15 protein-coding genes are annotated in these 20,638 nt (G+C 63.0%); 11 read left to right on the top strand and 4 right to left on the bottom strand.

Going from position 1 to position 20,638, the window contains the following annotated elements; genetic code table 11:
* Positions 1-16 precede the first annotated feature (16 nt).
* The 5 genes from WMO46_RS13300 to WMO46_RS13320 all read left to right on the top strand — a co-directional run bounded on the left by WMO46_RS13300 (position 17) and on the right by WMO46_RS13320 (position 10,996).
* Complete coding sequence (locus WMO46_RS13300; RefSeq protein ID WP_349094518.1) at positions 17-1,687, top strand: sulfatase family protein; 1,671 nt, start codon at positions 17-19, stop codon at positions 1,685-1,687.
* Positions 1,688-1,711: 24 nt separating this feature from the next.
* A complete protein-coding gene (locus WMO46_RS13305) occupies positions 1,712-3,355 on the top strand; it encodes a Tat pathway signal sequence (protein ID WP_349094519.1) in 1,644 nt (547 codons plus the stop codon).
* 2 nt (positions 3,356-3,357) lie between these two features.
* A complete protein-coding gene (locus tag WMO46_RS13310) occupies positions 3,358-4,296 on the top strand; it encodes an ROK family protein (RefSeq protein WP_349094520.1) in 939 nt (312 codons plus the stop codon).
* A complete protein-coding gene (locus tag WMO46_RS13315; protein ID WP_349094521.1) occupies positions 4,293-6,830 on the top strand; it encodes a DUF4962 domain-containing protein in 2,538 nt (845 codons plus the stop codon). The genes WMO46_RS13310 and WMO46_RS13315 overlap by 4 nt, the downstream gene beginning before the upstream one ends.
* 128 nt (positions 6,831-6,958) lie before the next feature.
* The gene (locus WMO46_RS13320; protein WP_349094522.1) at positions 6,959-10,996 is read left to right on the top strand and encodes a hybrid sensor histidine kinase/response regulator transcription factor; all 4,038 of its coding nucleotides are present in this window, start codon (positions 6,959-6,961) and stop codon (positions 10,994-10,996) included.
* A gap of 87 nt (positions 10,997-11,083) precedes the next feature.
* On the opposite strand, the gene WMO46_RS13325 is transcribed toward WMO46_RS13320, so the two are convergent.
* Both WMO46_RS13325 and yihA read right to left on the bottom strand, forming a co-directional pair.
* Positions 11,084-12,025 (bottom strand): ribose-phosphate diphosphokinase, encoded by a 942-nt coding sequence (locus WMO46_RS13325; protein ID WP_019150722.1) that lies wholly within the window; start codon positions 12,023-12,025, stop codon positions 11,084-11,086.
* Between the two features lie 162 nt (positions 12,026-12,187).
* Positions 12,188-12,784, bottom strand: a complete 597-nt coding sequence (gene yihA, locus WMO46_RS13330; RefSeq protein WP_019150721.1) for a ribosome biogenesis GTP-binding protein YihA/YsxC — start codon at positions 12,782-12,784, stop codon at positions 12,188-12,190.
* Positions 12,785-13,021: 237 nt separating this feature from the next.
* Between yihA and WMO46_RS13335 the strand changes: the two genes are divergently transcribed.
* Positions 13,022-14,065 carry a linear amide C-N hydrolase gene (locus WMO46_RS13335; protein WP_278818734.1) on the top strand — a complete coding sequence of 348 codons (1,044 nt, stop codon included), beginning with the start codon at positions 13,022-13,024 and terminating at the stop codon, positions 14,063-14,065.
* Between the two features lie 52 nt (positions 14,066-14,117).
* Here the strand turns inward: WMO46_RS13335 and WMO46_RS13340 are convergent, their stop codons facing one another.
* Both WMO46_RS13340 and WMO46_RS13345 read right to left on the bottom strand, forming a co-directional pair.
* Positions 14,118-15,530 carry an acyloxyacyl hydrolase gene (locus WMO46_RS13340; RefSeq protein ID WP_349094523.1) on the bottom strand — a complete coding sequence of 471 codons (1,413 nt, stop codon included), beginning with the start codon at positions 15,528-15,530 and terminating at the stop codon, positions 14,118-14,120.
* A gap of 155 nt (positions 15,531-15,685) precedes the next feature.
* Positions 15,686-17,080 carry a type III PLP-dependent enzyme domain-containing protein gene (locus tag WMO46_RS13345; protein WP_026076513.1) on the bottom strand — a complete coding sequence of 465 codons (1,395 nt, stop codon included), beginning with the start codon at positions 17,078-17,080 and terminating at the stop codon, positions 15,686-15,688.
* 218 nt (positions 17,081-17,298) lie between these two features.
* Here WMO46_RS13345 and WMO46_RS13350 point away from each other — a divergent pair, with 218 nt between their 5' ends.
* From WMO46_RS13350 to secG, 5 genes are read left to right on the top strand one after another with little or no spacing between them, the layout of a single operon-like run.
* Complete coding sequence (locus WMO46_RS13350; RefSeq protein ID WP_044118625.1) at positions 17,299-17,988, top strand: hypothetical protein; 690 nt, start codon at positions 17,299-17,301, stop codon at positions 17,986-17,988.
* A complete protein-coding gene (locus WMO46_RS13355) occupies positions 17,989-19,209 on the top strand; it encodes a sigma-54 interaction domain-containing protein (RefSeq protein ID WP_195496422.1) in 1,221 nt (406 codons plus the stop codon).
* 3 nt (positions 19,210-19,212) lie between these two features.
* On the top strand, positions 19,213-19,722 hold the full coding sequence (locus tag WMO46_RS13360; protein ID WP_195496423.1) for an LptE family protein: 510 nt from the start codon (positions 19,213-19,215) through the stop codon (positions 19,720-19,722).
* A 7-nt stretch (positions 19,723-19,729) separates the two neighbouring features.
* Complete coding sequence (locus WMO46_RS13365) at positions 19,730-20,218, top strand: hypothetical protein (protein WP_278966414.1); 489 nt, start codon at positions 19,730-19,732, stop codon at positions 20,216-20,218.
* Between the two features lie 11 nt (positions 20,219-20,229).
* The gene (secG, locus tag WMO46_RS13370; RefSeq protein ID WP_026076512.1) at positions 20,230-20,598 is read left to right on the top strand and encodes a preprotein translocase subunit SecG; all 369 of its coding nucleotides are present in this window, start codon (positions 20,230-20,232) and stop codon (positions 20,596-20,598) included.
* The last annotated feature ends 40 nt before the right edge of the window (positions 20,599-20,638 follow it).

Genomic DNA, 20,638 nt, shown 5'->3' on the forward strand with positions numbered 1-20,638 from the left:
AAAACCGACCCGATATATGAAAAACCTCGATTCCGTGCGGTGCGGTGTGCGTTACGCCGCCGTGCCGCTGACGCTGGCAGCCCTCGCGGGGTGCAGCGAGGGGCGCACCAGACGCCCCAACATCATCGTCATGATGACCGACGACCACACCACGCAGGCCATGAGCTGTTACGGCAGTCTGCTGGTCGAAACCCCCAACCTCGACCGCCTCGCGCGCGAAGGCATGCTCTTCGAGAACTGCTACGTTTCCAACGCCATCTCGGGACCCTCGCGGGCCTGCATCCTCACGGGCAAGTACAGCCACGTGAACGGATTCACGGACAATTCGCGCACCTTCGACGGCGACCAGCAGACCTTCCCGAAACTCCTGCACGACGCCGGCTACCAGACGGCGATGATCGGCAAGTGGCACCTCAATTCCGACCCGCAGGGATTCGATTTCTGGAGCATCCTCGTGGGGCAGGGCGAGTATTATTCGCCGCTGTTCGTCGAGAACGGCGAGGAGCGGACCGAACCGGGCTACGTGACGGACATCATCACCGACAAGGCCATCGGATTCCTCGAACGGCGCGACAAGTCGCGGCCCTTCGCCATGCTCTACTACCACAAGGCCCCGCACCGCAACTGGATGCCCGCGCAGCGTCATCTGGGCATCAACGACGATAGGGTCTTCCCCGAGCCCTTCAACCTGCTGGACGACTATTCGGGGCGCGGCAGCGCCGCCCGCGGGCAGGCGATGGAGATCGGCCGCGACATGTGGCCCGAGTGGGACCTCAAGCTGATGACCCCCGGGCAGCTGGCGCAGTCCTACGAATTGGAATCCTCGGGCGACGCCAACAAGGACGACGTGTCGCGCGCCAACGACTGGCGCAGCAGCGTCATGCAGTATCAGGCGGCCTACAACCGCATGACCCCCGAAGAGCGGGCCAACTGGGACCGGGCCTATGCCCCGCGCATCGCCGAGTACGAACGCATGAAGGGCCGCGTGTCGCAGGAGGAGCTGACGCGCTGGAAATACCAGCAGTACATGAAGGACTACTGCGCCGTCATCAAGGGCGTCGATGAGAACGTCGGGCGCCTGCTGGATTATCTGGAAGAGATCGGCGAGCTGGACAACACGATCATCGTCTACACCTCCGACCAGGGCTTTTTCCTGGGCGAGCACGGGTGGTTCGACAAGCGTTTCATGTACGAGGAGTGCCAGCGCACGCCGCTGCTGGTGCGCTACCCGAAAGCCGTTGCGGCGGGCGTCCGCACCCGGGCGCTGGCCATGAATATCGACCTGGCCCCGACGTTCGCGGACATGGCCGGGCTGGAGGTCCCCGCCGACATGCAGGGCCGTTCGCTGAAGGAGGTGCTCACCTCGGGCGGCAAGACCCCCGAAGCGTGGCGCACGGGCGTCTACTACCACTATTACGAATACCCCTCGTGGCACTCCGTGAAGCGCCACTACGGCGTCCGGACCGACGATTACAAGCTCATCCATTTCTACAACGACGTGGACGAGTGGGAGTTGTACGACCTGAAAAAGGACCCGCACGAGATGTGCAATGTCTACAACGATCCCGAATACGCCGCGGTGCGCAGCGACATGCACGCGCGTTTGGAAAAGCTCCAGCAGGAGTGCGGCGACACGGACCCCTGCGAACAGGAGTACGAATTTTTCCGCGGCGCGGACCAACTCTGAAAACAACTTAAAACGCATCATACGATGGATAGAAGAGACTTTCTGAAGGCTTCGGGATGGACCCTGCTCGGCCTGGCGGCCGCGGGAACGCTCCCCGGATGCGCCAGATCGGGCGGCAGGGATTCGCTGCCCGGCAACCTGAAAAAGGGATTCCCCTCGCTCAAGGACCTGAAGGTGTTCTGGGGCGACGTGCACAACCATTGCAACGTGACCTACGGCCACGGCGACCTTGCGGACGCTCTGGCCGCCGCGCGGCAGCAGCTGGATTTCGTTTCGGTGACGCCCCACGCCCTGTGGCCCGACATCCCGGGCGAGAACGACCCGCGGCTGAACTGGGTCATCGGTTACCACACCGAGGCTTTCAAGCGTCTGCGCGCCGGAGGCTACGACAAATACCTCGCGGCCGTCGAGGCGGCCAACCGTCCCGGGGAGTTCCTGACCTTCCCCTCCTACGAGTGCCACAGCATGGAGCACGGCGACCACGTGGCGTTGTTCCGCGACTTCGACGCCCCATTGGTCGAGTGCACCTCGGTTCCCGACCTCAAGGAGAAACTCAAGGATTACGATTGCTACGTCACGCCTCACCACATGGGCTACATCACCGGATTCCGCGGTTACAACTGGGCGGCTTTCCGCGAGGACCGGCAGACGCCGTTCGTCGAGATGTTCTCGCGACACGGGCTCGCCGAGAGCGACACGGGCGACTACGACTATCTGCACGACATGGGTCCGCGCATCTGGGAGGGTTCGATCCAGTACGGTCTGGAGCAGGGCCACAAGTTCGGTCTGATGTGCTCCACCGACCAGCACGCCGGCTATCCGGGCAGCTACGGCGACGGCCGCATCGGCGTCTACGCTCCGGCGCTGGACCGCGACGCCATCTGGGAGAACATGGGCAAACGCCACGTCTGCGGCGTCACGGGCGACAAGATCAAGATCGACTTCCGCATCAACGGCGGCGCCTCGGGCGACGTGATCCGGGCCGGACGGCGCGAGATATACCTCAATGTCGAGGGGCAGAACGCCATCGACTACGTGGACCTCATCAAGAACGGGCAGTGCATCGCGCGGCTGAACGGTCCGCACCGCGCCGCCGCTCCCGGCGACGGGACGATCCGCACGAAGATCAAGGTCAACTTCGGCTGGAACCGCGAGGAGGAGTACGTGCATTGGCAGGGCGAACTGCGGCTGACCGACGGCACGATCGACGACATGCAGACCTGCTTCCGCGGCGCGGCCTTCACCTCGCCGCAGCCCGGCGAGACGGAGTTCCATACGCGCGTCAACCGTGTCGTGGAGCGCGACGGGCGGCACGTGGCGCTCGACATGTATTCGTCGAAGAACCCCAACGTGATGACCCCCGCCATGCAGGGCGTCATCCTCGACGTGACGGCTCCCCGCACGGCGAAGCTCGTCGCCGAGTTCAACGGACACCGCTACGAACACACGATCGCCGAACTGCTGGAGGGCGCCCGTGCGCATTTCCTGCGCGGATGGCTCTCGGAGGCCGTGCAGTTCGAGCGCGCGCAGCCCGAGGCGGCTTTCTGCGTCGGACACCGCATGGTCGATGACAAGGCCCTGCGCGATACCGATTATTATTACGTGCGCGTGCGCCAGCGCGACGGCCAGTGGGGCTGGAGTTCGCCGATCTGGGTGGAAAGGGCCTGACGATGGTACGCCATGCGATCGGAATAGACCTCGGCGGCACTTCGGTGAAGTACGCCGTGGTCGCCTCCTCCGGGGAGGTGCTTTTCAACGGTCAGCTCCCTGCCCTGGCGCAGGAGAGCTCCGAAGCGGTGCTGGGACAGATTCTGAAAGGCGTCGAAGCCTGCCGGGAATATGCCGCGGGCGGGGGCCTGACGCTGGCCGGGGTTGGCATCGGCACGCCGGGAGTCGTCTCGGCCGACGGCCGCACGGTGCTGGGCGGTGCGGAGAACATCGCGGGGTGGGAGAACGTCCCCCTCGCCGACCGTATCGAGCAGGCTGCGGGGCTGAAAACCCTCGCCGGCAACGACGCCAACATGATGGCGCTGGGCGAAACGCTGTTCGGGGCCGCGAAGGGGGCTTCGGACGTGGTGTTCGTCACCGTCGGAACCGGCATCGGCTGCGGCGTGCTGATCGGCGGCCGTCTTTTCCGCGGCTACCGCAACCGCGGGATGGAGATGGGCCACATCACCGTCAAGTGCGACGGCGAGGCGTGCGCCTGCGGCGGGCGGGGATGTCTGGAACACTACGCCTCGACTGCGGCGCTCGTGCGCAGGTTCTGCGAACTGAGCGGCGCCGGGGCTGACGGAGCCGACGGCAGGGAGGTGGTGCGCCTCTACAAGGAAGGGAACCCGGCCGCCGTGCAGGCTATGGAGGAGCATTGGAACTACCTCGCGCACGGCATCGCCTCGATGATCAACCTCTTCGCCCCGCAGCGCGTGGTCGTCGGGGGCGGCATCTCCGAAGCCGGGGATTTCTACCTTGCGAAGCTCCGCGAAGGGGTCCGGAGGCAGATGATGTCGGTCTGCGGCGAAGACACCGAACTCGTGGCGGCCCGGCTGGGCAACCGCGCCGGGTGCATGGGCGCCGCGGGACTGGTGCTGGATAAAATGCAGGGACGATGAGAAGAATCCTGCTTCTGGCCGCGCTTTTCGCGGCTCTCGGCGCCGAGGCGCAGCTTCCGGCCGAAATCCGGCTCGACAAACGCTCGCTGCGGCCCCGCTACCGCGAATGGGCTCGGCCGTCGGGCGGCGTCGCGGTGACGCAGAATCCGCCCGCGCTGCTCTGGCCCGCCGCGGGCGACTCGAAGCGCGCGCTCTACCGCGTGCGGCTGTCGCAGGACAGCACCTTCGCCGGAGTTACGCCCTCGGAACCGTTCGAATGGGCGGCTTATGCCTGCCACGAGCCGCTGGCCGAAGGACGCTGGTACTGGCAATGGTCCGTTTCGGAGCCCGGCGCCCCGGAGCGTTGGTCGGAGGTCAACGCCTTTACGGTCGATGCTTCGTGCCGGCGGTTCGCCACCCCGACGGGTGCCGAACTGGCGCGCCGGGTCGCCGCCATGCCGCACCACAGGCTCTATGTCCCGCGTGACGGGGCCGACGCTTTCCGCACGCGGGCGCAGCGGAATCCCGAAGCCCGGGAGTTGGTCCGCAAGGCCCGCAAGAACCTGAATATGGACCTCGTGCCCGTCGCCCCGACACGTCCGCGCGACACGACGGGGATGACGCCTTTTCAGAAAAAGTCGCTCGTCAACTTCATGTACCACAAATTCGGCGAGGTGATCACGCAGCCCGTCGTGGACTTCTCGACGGCCTACCTGATCACGGGCGAGGAGCCGTTCCGCGCCGCCGCGGTGCGCCACGCCCTGCATGCCGCGTCGCTGCCCGTTGACAGCGACGCCACATCGGAGGATTTCAACCGCTCGGCCATCATGTACGGGCTCGCGGTGGGCTACGACACGGCCTGCGACCGCATGACCCCGGAGGAGCGGGCCGCGGTGCTCGAAGCCATCCGCGTCCGGGGCGAACACTTCTACCGCCACTACGTCAAGGATTTCGAGACCCACTCGATGGACAACCACGTCTGGCAGCACACCTTCCGCAACTTCTTCTTCTCGGCCATCGCCACGCTGGGCGACCTTCCCGAGGCCGAAAAGTGGTTCCGCTACTGCTACGAGGTGTGGTGCGCGCGCTTCCCGATCCTGGGCGGCGACGACGGCGGCTGGCACGACGGCAGCAGCTACATGCAGGCCAATCTCGTGACGTTCATTTACGTGCCGTTCGTCCTCTCGCGCCTGACGGGCACGGATTTCTTCGACCTGCCGTGGTTCCGCAACCTGCCGTCGTTCCTCGTCTACTCCTTCCCGAAAGGCTCCTACGCTACGGGGTTCGGCGACGACTACGAGAAGATGACCTCTCCGTCGCAGCTCTACATGGGCTTCGCCGACGCGCTGGCCCGCGAACTCCGGAGTCCCGAGGCGCGGTGGTATGCCGACCAACTGATCGGCAGCGACCCGAAGAACCTCTACCGTTCGAAGGGCTTCACGTTCTACCGCATCCTGACCGACAAGCCGATCGACAACGTGAGCCCGCAGGCCCCCGGGCGTAACACCTCGCGGTTCTATCCCGACGCGGGCTTCTCGCTGATGCACACCGACCCGGCCGACGCGTCGGACGACCTGATGGCGGCCTTCTTCGCCCTGCCGTTCGGCTCGACGGGACACGCCCACGCCGCGCACAACGGCTTCACGATCAACTACGGCGGCCGCCAGCTGTTCGGCGGCACGGGCTACTATTCGAATTTCAACGACAAGCATACGCTGATGCACTACCGTTCGCGGGGCCACAATACGATCCTCGCCGACGGACTGGCGCAGGTCATCGGCGAGAACGGCTACGGCTGGCTGGCGCGCTTCGCCGACAACGAGGCGCTGACCTACACGCTGGGCGACGCCTCGCACGCCTACGACTCGATCCGCACGCCGTTCTGGATTGACCGCATGGAAAAATCGGAGGTGGCCTGCACGTCCGAAAACGGCATCGGCGATCCGGGCGTCACGCGCTTCCGCCGTCATTTCCTCTTCCTGAAACCCGACGTGATCGTCGTTTACGACGAGCTGGAGGCCCGCGAACCCGTTGCGTGGACATGGCTGCTGCACAGCCACAACCGCATGGCGCAGGCCGGAGAGAACGCCGTCGCGGCCTCCAACGGGGCGGCCGAGGGGCGGATGGAGCTCTTCACCTCGGGAGAACTGACGCTGAACCTGACGGACCGCTTCTTCTCCCCGGCGATCAACTGGAAGAAGCGCACGGGACCCGACGGCCGGGTGCAGGAGTATGTGAACCATTGGCATGCGGAGTTTACGACCGCGGCGAAAAGCCGTGCGCAGCGTTTCCTGGCCGTCTTCCGCATCACCCCCGAGGGGCGCAAGCCGCTGGCGCTGAAAGGCGGTGCGAAGGGGCGTGTGACGGTCGGCGGATGGAGCGTCTCGGCGGAGCTCGACGCCTCGAAACCCGCGTCGCTCTCCGTCACGGACCGTCGCGGCAACGCCGTGCTCTACAACACTCCGGCGTCGGAAACCGCGGGCAGCACCGTTGTCCGCCGCCGGGGCGAGCCCGCCCGCGAGCTGGTCGATGTCGTACCGGCTTCGGAGCGCTGACGCCGCATCCGAACCTGCCGCCGGACGTTTCTCACGCCCGGCGGCGGCGTTTCCGGGACCGAAAATCGGCCCGGAGGTTCGGATTTTCCGAAAAAAAACGTATATTTAGCCTCCCAAGCCTCTACGATATGCTGAAACTCAAACCTACGCTTCTCCTGTTCGCACTTCTTTCCGTTTTTTCCGGCAGGGCCTTCGCCGCGGCCATCGAATTCCGCACGCTGTCGGTCAACGAAGGATTGTCGCAGAGCACCGTGCTGGCCATTGCGCAGGACGGGATGGGGCGTATCTGGATGGGCACGCAGGACGGGCTGAACTGCTACGACGGCTATTCGTTCTCGGTGTTCCGCTGCGTGGAGGGCGATCCGCAGAGCCTGGGCGACAACTCCGTCAACGCGCTCTACGCCGACGGGGGCCTGCTCTGGATCGGCACGGCGTCGGGACTGTCGTGTTACGACGCGGCGACGCAGCGGTTCGAGAATTTCCGCCTCGAAGGGCGCAACATGCAGGTCGCCGACATCGCCGCCACGGCCGACGGCGATCTGATTCTCGCCACCGATCTCGGCATCGTGCTCTTCGACCGCGAGAGCCGCGAGCTCGAAATCCGGACCTACCTCGCGGGCATCAGCGTACATGCCGTCTGTCCCTCGCGCGACGGATTCCTTGTCGGGACCTCCAACGGCGTCTACACCTATTCCTCGACATACGGCAACGCCGTGCGCATCCTGCCGCAGATGGCCCGCTACGACATCGCCAGCATCGTCGCCGACGGCGACGGATACTGGGTCGCCACCCACGGCAACGGCCTCTACCGTCTCGACGGCGCGTTGCAGGTCACCGGACGCTATGACGCCGCATCGAATCCCGGGCTGGTTTCGGACTACATCCGGGTGCTGAAAACCGACTCCGAAGGGCGTCTCTGGATCGGGACCTTCGACGGGCTTTCGATCCGCGACCCGCAGAGCGGACGCTTCGAACGTCACGTCCATACCTCCGACCCGGGGTCGCTGAGCCACAATTCGATCCGTTCCATCTTCATCGACGCCCAGCGGGGCGTCTGGCTCGGGACCTATTACGGCGGTGTGAGCTACTATCACCCGCTGGCCCGGCGTTTCGGCATCCTGCGCCACGATCCGGTGCGCAATTCGCTGGGCGACAATACGGTGAGCTGCATCGTCGAGGACCCCTCGTCGGAGAGCCTCTGGATCGGCACCAACGACGACGGCGTGAACCTCTACGACCGCCGCACGGGGCGTTTCTCGGAGCTCAACACCGCCAACGGCGCCCTGCTGTCGAACAACGTCAAGTGCGTGCTTCCCGACGGCCGCGGGCGCGTGTGGATCGGCACCCATGCCGGGGGCCTGAGCTCGATGGACGTTGCGACGCGGCGCACGCGCCACTACCCGGTCAACGCTTCGATCCCGATCAACAACAGCTGCTATTCGCTGCTCGACGGCGGCGACGGCACGCTGTGGGTCGGCACGCTCAACGGCCTGCTGTCGTTCGACATCGCCGCGGGACGCTTCTCGCGCCACCTCTGCACCGATTACGAATCCAAACTGGGGTCGTTGCAGATCACGACGCTCTTCCGCGACTCGAAGGGCCGCGTGTGGATCGGCACCGGGGCGGGGCTGTACCTCTGGCAGCCCGACGTGAAGCAGGTCATGGCCTGCGAACTGACCCTTGCGAAGAACGGAATTTCCCCCCCCCTCCGGCAGGATGTTCCGGTCATGTGCGTCGCGGAGGATACGCACCGTAACATCTGGATAGGCACCCGGCAGGGGCTTTTCCGCTACAACGCCCCGGACAATTCGTTCACGCGCTTCACCGTGGCCGACGGGCTCCCCAACGATTTCGTCTACGGCATCCTCGAAGACGAGCTGGCGCGGCTGTGGATCTCGACCAACAACGGACTGGCCTGCTTCGACACGCAGAAGAACACCTTCCGCCGCTACTCGTTGTGCGACGGCATCGCCAACAACCAGTTCAACATCTACTCCTACTGCCGGAGCCGCGACGGCGTTTTCTGGTTCGGCGGCATCGGCGGCATCACCTGGTTCCGGCCCCACGATCTCGTGGACAACCCCTTTGCGCCCGCGCCGCAGATCACGGGCGTCGATGTGGCCGATTCGGACGGCGACCGCCGCGTGCGCATCGAACGCGATTCGGCCGGGCGCGTCGTCGCGGCGGCGTTCCCTTCGGTGCGCAACATCTTCACGGTGCGCTTCGTGGCGGTCAATCCGCTGGCCGGAGGCCGCAACACCTTCGCCTACAAGCTGGAGGGATTCAACACCCGCTGGTACGAAACGTCGCATCTCGAAGCCAACTACTCGAACCTCAAGCCCGGGCACTACCTCTTCAAGGTCCGCGCGGCGAACAACGACGGACGCTGGAACGACGAGCCCGCGACGGTCGAAATCCGCGTGCTGCCGATGTGGTGGCAGACCCTTGCGGCGAAGATTCTGTGGGTGCTGCTCGCGCTGGGATTCGTCGGGGGCGTCGTGGCGGCGCTGCTGGGACGTATCAAGATGAAGATGCAGCTGCGCGTGGAGCGGCTGGAAAAGGAGTCCATCGGCCAGCTCAGTCAGGAGAAGATACGCTTCTACATCAACCTTTCGCACGAACTGCGCACGCCGCTGACGCTGATACTCTCGCCCTTGCAGGAGATTCGCGAGCACGGCACGGCCGACAAATACGTCGCCTCGCGCCTGAACTACATCTACCGCAACAGCCTCAAACTGCTGCATATCATCAACCAGTTGCTGGACTATCGCAAGGCCGAGCTGGAGATGTTCAAGATGAAGGTCGCCGTGCAGGATGTCGATGCCATCGTCGCCGAGGTCTTCTCGATGTTCGAGGAGGTGGCCCAGAACCGCGACATGGACTATATCCTCAGCTCTGAGCTGAAAGGCGAGGCGCTGCCCGTCGATAGGATGTTCCTCGAAATGATGCTCACGAACCTGCTCTCCAACGCCTTCAAGTTCACGCCCGACGGCGGCATCGTCCGCGTCGCCCTGCAACGCGGCGAGGGGTGTTTCCGCCTCACGGTCCGCGACTCCGGCATCGGCATTCCGCAGGACCAGCAGGAGCGCATTTTCGAACGTTTCTACCAGGTCAACGAATCCCACGCCGGGTCGGGCATCGGGCTGTCGATCGTCCGCCGCATCGTCGAGCTGCACGAGGGTTCGATCTCGCTGCGGAGCGAGCCGGGGCGCTTCTCGGAGTTCACCATCACGCTGCCCGACGACATAGCGGCCTATCCGGCCGGGAAGCGCGCCGGGGAGCACGACGTGCGCGCCTCGATCATCCGCGATGCTGAGAAGTTCCTGCCCGAGGAGTGGTCGGGCGAGAGCGGCGATTTCGCCCCCGACGAGGAGGCTTCGGAGGAGAAGCGCGGCACGATTCTCGTCGCCGAAGCCAACGCTGAGGTCGCGCGCTACATCGCCGACCATTTCAAGGCCCGTTACGGCGTGGAGACCTTTTCCGACGGCAACGAGGCCCTCGAAAGGCTCAAAACGCTGGAACCCGACATCATCATCGCCGACCGGGTGCTGCCGGGGCTCGACGGGCTGAAACTCTGTCAGGCGGTGAAGCAGAATATCCGCACGTGCCATATTCCGGTGGTGCTTCTCGCCGCGGAGGGCAGCGTCGAGGAGCAGATCACGGGCATCGAGGCCGGGGCCGACAGCTACCTGCCGATGCCGCTGTCGATCTCGCTGCTCGCGGCCAACGTCCAGAACCTGCTGAAAGCCCGCTACCGGATGCGCCACTACTATTCGGACGACGCGGAGATCGACCCCGACAAGATCACCTCCAACTCGATGGACGGGGAGTTCCTGAAGAAGGCCATCCGCATCGTCGAGGAGAACATGGACAACGAGGAGTTCTCGTCGAACGATTTCAGCAAGGCGCTCTGCATGAGCCGTTCGAACCTCCATCTGAAGATGAAGTCCATCACGGGCGAGTCGGCCACGAAGTTCATCCGCAAGATCCGCTTCAACTACGCCTGCAAACTGCTGCTGGACCGCAAATATTCGATTTCGGAGATCAGTTCGATGGTGGGCTTCAACTCCCCGTCGTATTTCGCCACGAGCTTCAAGAAGCACGTCGGGTGCCTGCCCACGGAGTATGTCCGCAGCCGCTCCAAGAGCGGCGAGAAAGCGGGGTAGCCTTTCTCCCGTGAACGGAAAATCCCCCGGAACCTGCCTTTCCGCAAGGTTCCGGGGGATTTTTATGGAGTGAGTCGGCCGCTTCTCCTATTTGGAGAAGATCGACGAAATCTCCTTGTAGTTGTGCACGCGTTCGATAACGTCGGCGAAGAGGTCGGCGACCGACAGGACGGTGAATTTGTGCAGGTCCTTGTCGGGGTTGAGCGGAATGGTGTCCGTCACGATCACCTCTTGCAGGGCGCTGTCGTTGATGCGCTCGTAGGCCGGGCCCGAAAGCACCGGGTGGGTGATGGCGGCGCGGACGCTCTTCGCCCCGCGGGCCATGAGCATGTCGGCGGCCATGCAGATCGTGCCGGCGGTGTCGATCATGTCATCGACGATCAGCACGTTGCGGCCTTCCACGTCGCCGATGGCGGTCATCTTGCCCACGACGTTGGCTTTCGCGCGCTCCTTGTGCGAAATGATGATCGGCGTCCCCAGCAGTTTGGAGTAGTTGTTGGCGCGTTTGGCGCCGCCCATGTCGGGAGCCGCGATCGAGAGGTCCTCGATGTTGAGGCTCTTGATGTAGGGTACGAAGATGCCGCTGGCGTAGAGGGCATCGACCGGAACGTCGAAAAATCCCTGAATCTGGTCGGCGTGCAGGTCCATCGTCATCACGCGGTCCACACCTGCGGCCATCAGCATGTTGGCCACCAGCTTGGCGCCGATCGGCACGCGGGGGCGGTCCTTGCGGTCCTGGCGCGCCCAGCCGAAGTAGGGCACCACGGCCACGACCTGATAGGCCGACGCGCGGCGTGCGGCGTCGATCATCATCAACAGCTCCATGAGGTTGTCCGAGGGCGGGAAGGTCGATTGGATGATGAAGACCGTGCAGCCGCGGATCGACTCGTTGTAGCAGGGCTGAAATTCGCCGTCGCTGAAACGCAGGACCTCCGACTGTCCGAGCGTCGTGCCGAAGCTCGCGGCGATTTTGGTGGCCAGGTATTCCGAACCGCGTCCGGTGAAGATTTTGATTTTGTGGATAGCCATAGGTTACGAGGATTTTTTTGACGCTGCAAATATAGGACAATAGGATTAAAAAATGCCTCCGCGCGGGCGCATTTTTTCAACAATCGGTTAAACATTTCCGGAACGGGGCGGTTTTCGCTCCCGCGGCCGGCCGTTTCGCCTCCGTTTCCGGGGCTTCGGGGGTCAGTTTTGACGCAGGCATTCGTCGATGAAGGCGAGGATCTCTTCGCGTCCGGTGCCTTTCTCCGACGAGGAGACGAACATCGGCGGCAGCTCCTCCCACTGTTCGGCGAGCGCCGTGCGGAAGCGCTCCACGCTCTTCTGCTGCTGGGTTTTCGAGAGTTTGTCGGCCTTGGTGAAGATGATGGCGAACGGGATGCCGTTCTCGCCCAGCATCTCGATGAAGCGCAGGTCGATCTTCTGGGGTTCGAGCCGGATGTCCGCCAGCACGAACAGGAAGTGCATCTTCTCGCATTTGAGAACGTAGTCGGTGATGAGTTTCGAGAACTCTCCGCGCTGCGTCTTCGACGTGCGGGCGTAGCCGTAGCCGGGCAGATCGACGAGATACCAGGCGTCGTTGATGCGGAAATGGTTCACCAGACGGGTTTTGCCGGGCGTTCCCGACACCTTGGCCAGCCCTCCGCGGGCGGTGAGCATGTTGATGAGCGACGACTTGCCGACGTTGCTGCGCCCGATGAAAGCGATGTCTTTCAGGCCGTCTTTCGGGACCTGCGATATGCGCTCCGAAGAGCATTTGAATTCGGCTTTGGTGATCTGCATCGTTCTGCGGTTTTTCGCAAAGACAGTTGTGCGAGCCGGGAGCAGAGGCGAATTCATGCGACTGTGCCGGGGCGCCGCCTGTCCGAGCGGTGGTTTATCCTCCGCAAAGATAGTGCAATCCCTCCGCCGAACCAAATTTACCCCGGTCATTGCTTCCGTCCGCGTTCCTTGCGGCGAATGGCGGCGGCTTTTGCACTTTTTTTGCAGCGGAACGGCCGGACTAAAAACACCTGATTTATGAAAACTCCCGTTATGACGATGCTGGGCGCCGCTGCGCTGGCCGTCTTCCCGCCCCAGGCCGAAGCCTGCACCCGCGCCGTTTATCTCGGACCCGACGGCATGACCGCGACGGGCCGCACGATGGACTGGCGCGAAGATCCGCTCACCAACCTTTACATCTTTCCGCGCGGCACCGCGCGCCGCGGCGCGAATACGGACAACACCGTTTTCTGGACCTCGAAATACGGCACGCTCTCGGCTGCCGGCTACGACATCGGCATCACCGACGGCATGAACGAGGCCGGGCTGGTCGCCAACCTGCTCTTCCTGCCCGAATCGGTCTACGAGCGTCCCGGCGACACGCGCCCCGTGATGGGGCTGAGCATCTGGACGCAGTATGTGCTGGACAATTTCGCCACGGTGGACGAGGCCGTCGCCGAACTGGAGAAGGAGGCGTTCCGCATCGACGCCCCCGACCTGCCGAACGGCGTGAAATCGCGGCTCCACCTGGCGATCTCCGACGCTTCGGGCGACAGCGCGATTTTCGAATACCGCGACGGCAAGCTGGAAATCCACCACGGACGCCAGTATCAGGTGATGACCAATTCGCCTTTCTACGCCGACCAGCTGGCGATCCTCGGCTACTGGCAGCAGATCGGGGGGCTCACGATGCTGCCGGGAACAAACCGCGCTTCGGACCGTTTCGTGCGGGCGTCGTTCTATATCAATGCCGTCGCGCAGTCGGCCGATCCGAAGATCGCCGTGCCGGCCGTGATGTCGGTCATGCGCAACGTTTCGGTGCCCTACGGCGTTTCGACGCCTGACAAACCGCACATCGCCTCGACGCGCTGGCGCACGGTCTGCGACCAGAAGAACCGGGTCTATTACTTCGAACCGACGCTGGCGATGGAGACTTTCTGGATCGACCTCGCGGCGATCGACTTTTCGAAGGGCAGCGGCGAGCGGACCCTTACGCTCGCCGGCGGACAGAGCTACGCGGGCGACGCTACGGCGAAATTCCGCAAGAGCGCCAAGCCTTTCGCATTCCTCTTCGGGGCGTGATCTCGTCCGCCCGAAATGAAAAACCCCGGCTGTGAGGCCGGGGTTTTGCGTGTCAGCGGTGCCGGGGGTATTTGTTGTTGAAGCGGTAGCCGACGCCCAGCATCAGGAAGTTGGGCATGTGGAAGTCGCGCAGGCTGTATCCGATGTGGACGTAGGAACTGTGCGTCACGGCGACTTTCAGGGTCAGCATCTGGTAGAATGATTTCAGGTCGCCGCCCTTGTGCAGGACGTTGACGCCCAGTCCGATGCCGATATTGAAGTAGGGCATCACGAACTCTCCGCGGGCCGAAACTCCCAGGGCGATCTGCCTGTCGAATCCGGGTTTTTCCACCACGAGGTCCGGCCTGCCGCCCATCGGTACGAGCTGGTCGGCGATGGAGATGTTGGCGCTGCCGTCGTAAACGCCGTCGAGCGACACGCCCGCGCGGAACTTGTAGCCGAAGTTGTACATCGAGGCGAAATTGAACCCCACGACCGTATAGGCGTCCGGTGCGGCTACCTGTATGTCGCCGTCCTCGATGCCCTTGCGGCGCCACGAGCCGAACAGCGTGAGATCGTAGCTGAAATGGCGCGGGAAGGCCGGATAGGCGGTTGTCGTGGGGGCTTCGGAGGGGTTGCGGCCGAAATTGTAGGTCAGTCCGGCGCGCAGGCCCACGGAGTTGAGGCCCGCATTGGGGAACTTGGTGTTGCCGTTGGAGAAGTGCGAGAGCGAGACGCCCGCCGAGAAATCGACTTCGCGCGTGACCATCCAGTTGAGGAAGAAATCGACGTTGAGAAAGGCGTTCATCTTCGATCCCATCATCATGTTGAGCCGGTTGGTCTCCTCGTCGTAGGGCTTCCAGCCGAACGAAAGGCCGAAATTCCACTCGTAGTCGAACGACAGCCGGGGGCTGATGCGGGCGATGCGGGCTCCCTGGAAGAGGTAGGCCGCGACCGGGTTGCCCAGCTCGTCGGGGTTCCCGAAGTCGTAGTAGGCGAGCCCGATGCCCTGATAGGCGCCGCCGTAGATCCGGTCGGGGAGCGATCCCGGGCGGAACTGGAACGAGTAGCGGAGGTGTCCCGAGAGCGAGAGGTCGATGGGCTGCCCGGCCGTGTTGTTGCCCTGCACGAAGGGGTTGGTCGGGAAGATGTATTCGGGGCGGAACTCGCCGCCGAGGCGGTGCATGAAGCGGCGTTCGGAGGCCGTCTTGCCGCTGCGGGCCGTATTCCCGGCGTCGGGGACCCGGCTGGCGTCGAATCCGGACCGTCCGCGCAGCCCGGCTTCGTAACCTGCGCGGTACCCTGCCCGGTATCCCGCGCGGTAAGCGTCGCTGCCGCGGTGACGGAGACTGTCGGGAGCTTTGGATGTCGTTTCGTCGGCCGGGGGAGCCGTGCCCGGAGGCGTTTGCGCCGCGGCCGTTCCGGACAGGAAGAGCAGGGTTCCCGCGAGAACCGCAGTTTTCCAGATCCGTATCTTGTTTTTCATCGTAAGACTGAAATTCATGTTTTGACGCCGAAGTTACGAATTTTTCCGCAATCCCGGCACTCGCGCGCGTACTAATACTAAAAAAAGTCCTCCCTTTTGGCGGGGGAGGACTTGGAGTGAATCGGATGTTACACGCGCTTGCAGGCACGTGCGGATCAGTATCCGAGTATGCGGAGCATCGAGCGGTAGGACTGTTCCTTGGCGAACAGGCGCGTGTAATACTCGTTGTCGGACTTGTCGCGGTCGATGATGATGTGCTTGGGCGCGGGGATCAGGCAGTGCTGGATGCCGCCGAAGCCGCCCAGCGACTCCTGATAGGCTCCCGTGTGGAAGAATCCGATGTACTGCGTGTTGCCCTTTTCGAGTTTCGGCAGGAAAATGGCGCTGGTGTGGCACTCCGAGTTGTAGAAATCCTCGCTGTCGCACGTCAGTCCCCCCAGCAGCACGCGCTGGTACTCCTTGTCCCAGTTGTTCACGGCCAGCATGATGTAGCGCTGGTTGATGCCCCACGTGTCGGGCAGGGTGGTGATGAACGACGAGTCGATCATGTACCAGTTCTCGCGGTCGTTCTGCTGCTTCTGGTTGACGATCGAGTAGAGCGCCGCGCCGCTTTCGCCCACGGTGAACGATCCGAATTCGGTGAAGATGTTGGGCTCCTCGACGCCGTTGCGCTGGCAGATGTTCTTGATCTGCGCCACGATCTCTTCGGTGAGGTATTCGTAGTCGTACTCGAAGTTGAGCGAGTTCTTGATCGGGAATCCGCCGCCGATGTTGAGGCTGTCCAGCTCGGGGCAGACGGTTTTCAGTTCGCAGTAGACGTTCATGCACTTCGACAGCTCGTTCCAGTAGTAGGCCGTGTCCTTGATGCCGGTGTTGATGAAGAAGTGCAGCATCTTGAGCTGGAATTTCTTGCTGTTCTTGAGCTTGGCCTTGTAGAAATCGACGATGTCGTTGTAGCGTATGCCCAGCCGCGAGGTGTAGAAATCGAACTTGGGCTCCTCCTCGCAGGCGATGCGGATGCCGACCTTGCACTTCTTGGTGAAGGCGTCCTCGAAGAGTTCGAGCTCCTCCTTGTTGTCCAGCACGGGGATCGTGTTCGAAAAGCCGTCGTTCACGAGCTGGGCGATGTTCTCGACGTACTGCGGGCGCTTGAAGCCGTTGCAGATGATGTAACGGTCCTTGTCGATGATGCCGCCGTCGTAGAGGGCGTTGATGATGTGGATGTCGTAGGCCGACGAGGTCTCCAGATGGATGTCGTTCTTCATGGCCTCCTCCAGCACGAACGAGAAGTGGCTCGACTTGGTGCAGTAGCAGTAGTTGTACGAACCCTTGTAATCGACCTTCGCCATCGCCACATTGAACATGCGCTTGGCGCGGTTGATCTGTTGGGAGATCTTCGGCAGGTAGGTGATTTTGAGCGGAGTTCCGTACTGTTTGATCAGTTCCATCAACGGAATGTCGTGGAAATTCAGCTCGTTGTCCTCGACGGTGAACTCATCCTGCGGGAAATCGAACGATTGTTCGATCAGGTCGATGTACTTGTCTTTCATGGTTCGTTCGGTATGGTTTTTCCGATCCGGCTCGGCTACATCGTGAATTTTCGGCCGAAGTAGCTCGCCCGGATTTTTCAAAAAATCGGGATGCAAATCAAGTGAATATTTTCCGGATAACCAACACTTTGTCCGATTATTTTGAAAAAGGGCGTTATATTTTGCTTTTTTCTATGAAAAAAGGTATTTTTGAACCCGGATTAAAACGTGATTCGACAGTGTTGATTCCCATTATAAAACAATATCTGGCCGCTCACAAGCGGCTGGTCGTGCCCCAGCTCGGCGCGTTCATCGTCAAGGAGCCGGAGCGGAGCATCGTCTTTTCCGAACTGCTCAAGCGCGACGACGGAGTCCTGCGGGGGCTTCTGCGCGACGGCGGAACGGGGGATCTGGAGGCCGCCGGCGAGATCGACCGCTTCGTTTTCGAGGTGCGTCACGCCGTGGAGCGCGGACAGGAGTATCCGCTCGAAGGTCTCGGGGTGATGAAACCCGGTCCCAACGGCACCATCGCCTTCGTCTATGCGCCTGCGCCTGCCGCGCCGCTTTCCGGCGGTGAAAGGCCCGTCCGCCCGCCTCAGCTGGAGCCGGGAAAACTGGCCGAGGCCGTCCGCACGGCCTTCGCCGAGCCGCACGTGTCGCCCTCGGCGAAGATGAACCCCGACCCGTCGGTGCGGGGACTGCGCTACGGCAAGCCGCACAAGAACACCGACGCCTGCCGCTATGTTGACCGCGTTCCGCGGCGGCGCGGCGCCGACTGGTTCATCTGGATTGCGATCATCGCCGCCGTGATCGCCGCGGGCGCCATCGCCTTCGGTTACTGGCGCGATGCGAAGGAACGGCAGGCCGAAGCGGAATACATCGAGGCGCCGGCCGCCGGGGGAGTCTCACAACCCGAACAGAACGAATAAATGACAGACATCACGACCGTAAAACAGCGCTTCGGCATCATCGGCACCTCCCCGCTCCTCGACCGGGCGTTGGAGGTGGCCCTGCGTGTGGCCCCCACGGACCTGACGGTGCTCGTCACGGGCGAGAGCGGTGTGGGCAAGGAGTTCTTTCCGCAGGTCATCCATGCCTATTCGGCGCGTAAACACAATAAATATATAGCCGTCAACTGTGCGGCGATCCCCGAGGGAACGATCGACTCGGAGCTGTTCGGCCACGAGAAGGGCGCCTTCACCGGGGCCCTCGAAGCCCGCAAGGGCTATTTCGAGGAGGCTGACGGCGGCACGATCTTCCTGGACGAGGTGGCCGAGCTGCCCCATTCGACGCAGGCGCGCCTGCTGCGGGTGTTGCAGACCGGGGAATTCATCCGCGTGGGCTCGTCGAAGGTGCAGAAGACCAACGTCCGCGTCGTCGCCGCCACGAACGTCAATTTGCAGGAGGCCATCGCCAAGGGGCGTTTCCGCGAGGACCTTTACTACCGGCTGGGCACGGTGCCGATCCTCGTGCCGTCGCTGCGCGAGCGTCCCGAGGATATTCCGCTGTTGTTCCGCCGCTTCGCCGCCGACGTGGCCGCGCAGTACCGCATGCCCGCCGTGACGCTCGACGACAGCGCCCGCGAGATGCTGATGCGCTACTACTGGCGGGGCAATATCCGCCAGTTGAAGAACGTCGCCGAGCAGATCTCGGCCATCGAGCAGACCCGGGTGATCTCCGCCGAGGTGCTGGCCAAATACCTGCCCCCGCAGGGCGGCGGTGCGCCGATGGCCGCCGGAGCGCCGCATCCGGACGACATGACCACCGAACGCGAGCTGCTCTACAAGGTGCTGTTCGACATGCGCGCCGACATCAACGACCTCAAACGGATGATGGCCGAGCTGATCCAAGGTGCGGGGCGCTGTCCGGAGTCGGTCCGCGACATCAAGGCCCTGTTGCCGTCCACGGCGCAGAGCAGTTTCATTCCGGCCGTTCCCGCCTGTCCGCCGCAGGCTCCGGTCTATGCCGAGAGCAAGGTGGTGACCGACGAGCCGCCCCGGGAGATGACCAAGGCCGACATGCAGCGCGAACAGATCGTCCGCGCGCTGCGGCGCAACAACGGCCGCCGCCGCGAGGCCGCCGCCGAACTGTTCATGTCGGAGCGCACGCTATACCGCAAGATAAAGGAGTTAGGTATAGAGGAGATTTAGTTTATGAAGATCAGACTTACGATACTGGCCCTTTGCGCCGCACTGTTCACGGGTTGCGGCGTGGCCATCAAATACTCGCTGTCGGGCGCTTCGATCCCGCCCGACGCCAAGACCTTTTCGGTGGCGTACTTCCCCAACAACGCGACGATGGTGTCGCCGATCCTGAGTTCGACGCTCACCGAAGCGCTGGTCGATATTTTCACGCGCCGCACGCGCCTGATGCAGGTCGATGAGGGCGGCGATTTCGCTTTCGAGGGCGAGATCGTCAACTACACCTCGACGACGGCTTCGGTGTCGAGCGACGACTACGCCCTGCTCAACCGTCTGACGATTACCGTCAAGGTGCGCTTCACGAACGCCCTCGACGAGAAGGCTTCGTGGAACAAGACCTTCAGCGCCTACGAGGACTACGAATCGACGCAGCTGCTCACGGAGGTCGAGGGGACGCTCATCCCGCAGATCGTCGATAAACTCGTGACCGACATTTTCCAGGCTTCGGCCTCCAACTGGTGATCCTGACATGACCGATCTGAAAGCATACTTCGCCGCCCCGCGCACCGCCGCACGTCCCTCCGCCGCCGAGATCGGGGCGCTGGTCGCGGCCTGTCCGTGGTTCATTCCGGGGCGTATCCTGCTCGGGATCGTCACCGGGGAGGAGGACCCGCTGACGGTGCTGACGGCTCCGTGGCGGGCCGAGAGTTCGCTGCGCATGCCGGATGTCGATGCCTCGGCGCTGGACCGGCTCTCGTCCGACGAGATCATCGACCGTTTCCTGAAGGAGGAGAATTTGCGCATCGTCGCCCAGGAGGGGGAACCCGAGGAGGAGGTGCAGATCCGTCCCGAACTGGAGGATGACGACGAGGTGGTTTCCGAGGAGCTGGCCGAAATCTATCTCGCCCAGGGCCTTCGGGACCGGGCCGTGGCGATTTATCGCAAATTAAGTTTGCTAAATCCCGAAAAAAGTGTTTACTTTGCCGAGTTAATTGGAAAAATAGATAACAATAATTAAAATTTACGGATATGTTATACACGATTTGCATTGCCCTGATACTCGTTGCGAGCGTATTGGTGATCCTCGCGGTGTTGGTGCAGAACCCCAAGAGCGGCATGGCCGCCAATTTCGGTGCGTCGAACCAGGTCATGGGTGTGCGCGAGACCTCCAATTTCCTCGAAAAGTTCACCTGGGCGATGGCCATCGCCATCGTCGTGCTGAGCCTCGCCGCTACGCTGACCATGGACAAGGGCCGCGTGATCGAGAGCAATACGAAGATTTCGAACGACGCCAAGGCATTGCAGGAGCGTGTGCTCGAGTCGGAGATTCCCGCCCCGATGCCGCAGGCCGAGATTCCGGCCGCCGAGCAGCCCGCTGCCGACCAGTCGGCCGAGTAGTTCCCGGAGGGGCCGGAAAGGGCGGGCCGGAGAGTCGGCC

The sequence above is a fragment of the Alistipes intestinihominis genome (assembly GCF_040095975.1).
GTDB lineage: Bacteria > Bacteroidota > Bacteroidia > Bacteroidales > Rikenellaceae > Alistipes > Alistipes senegalensis.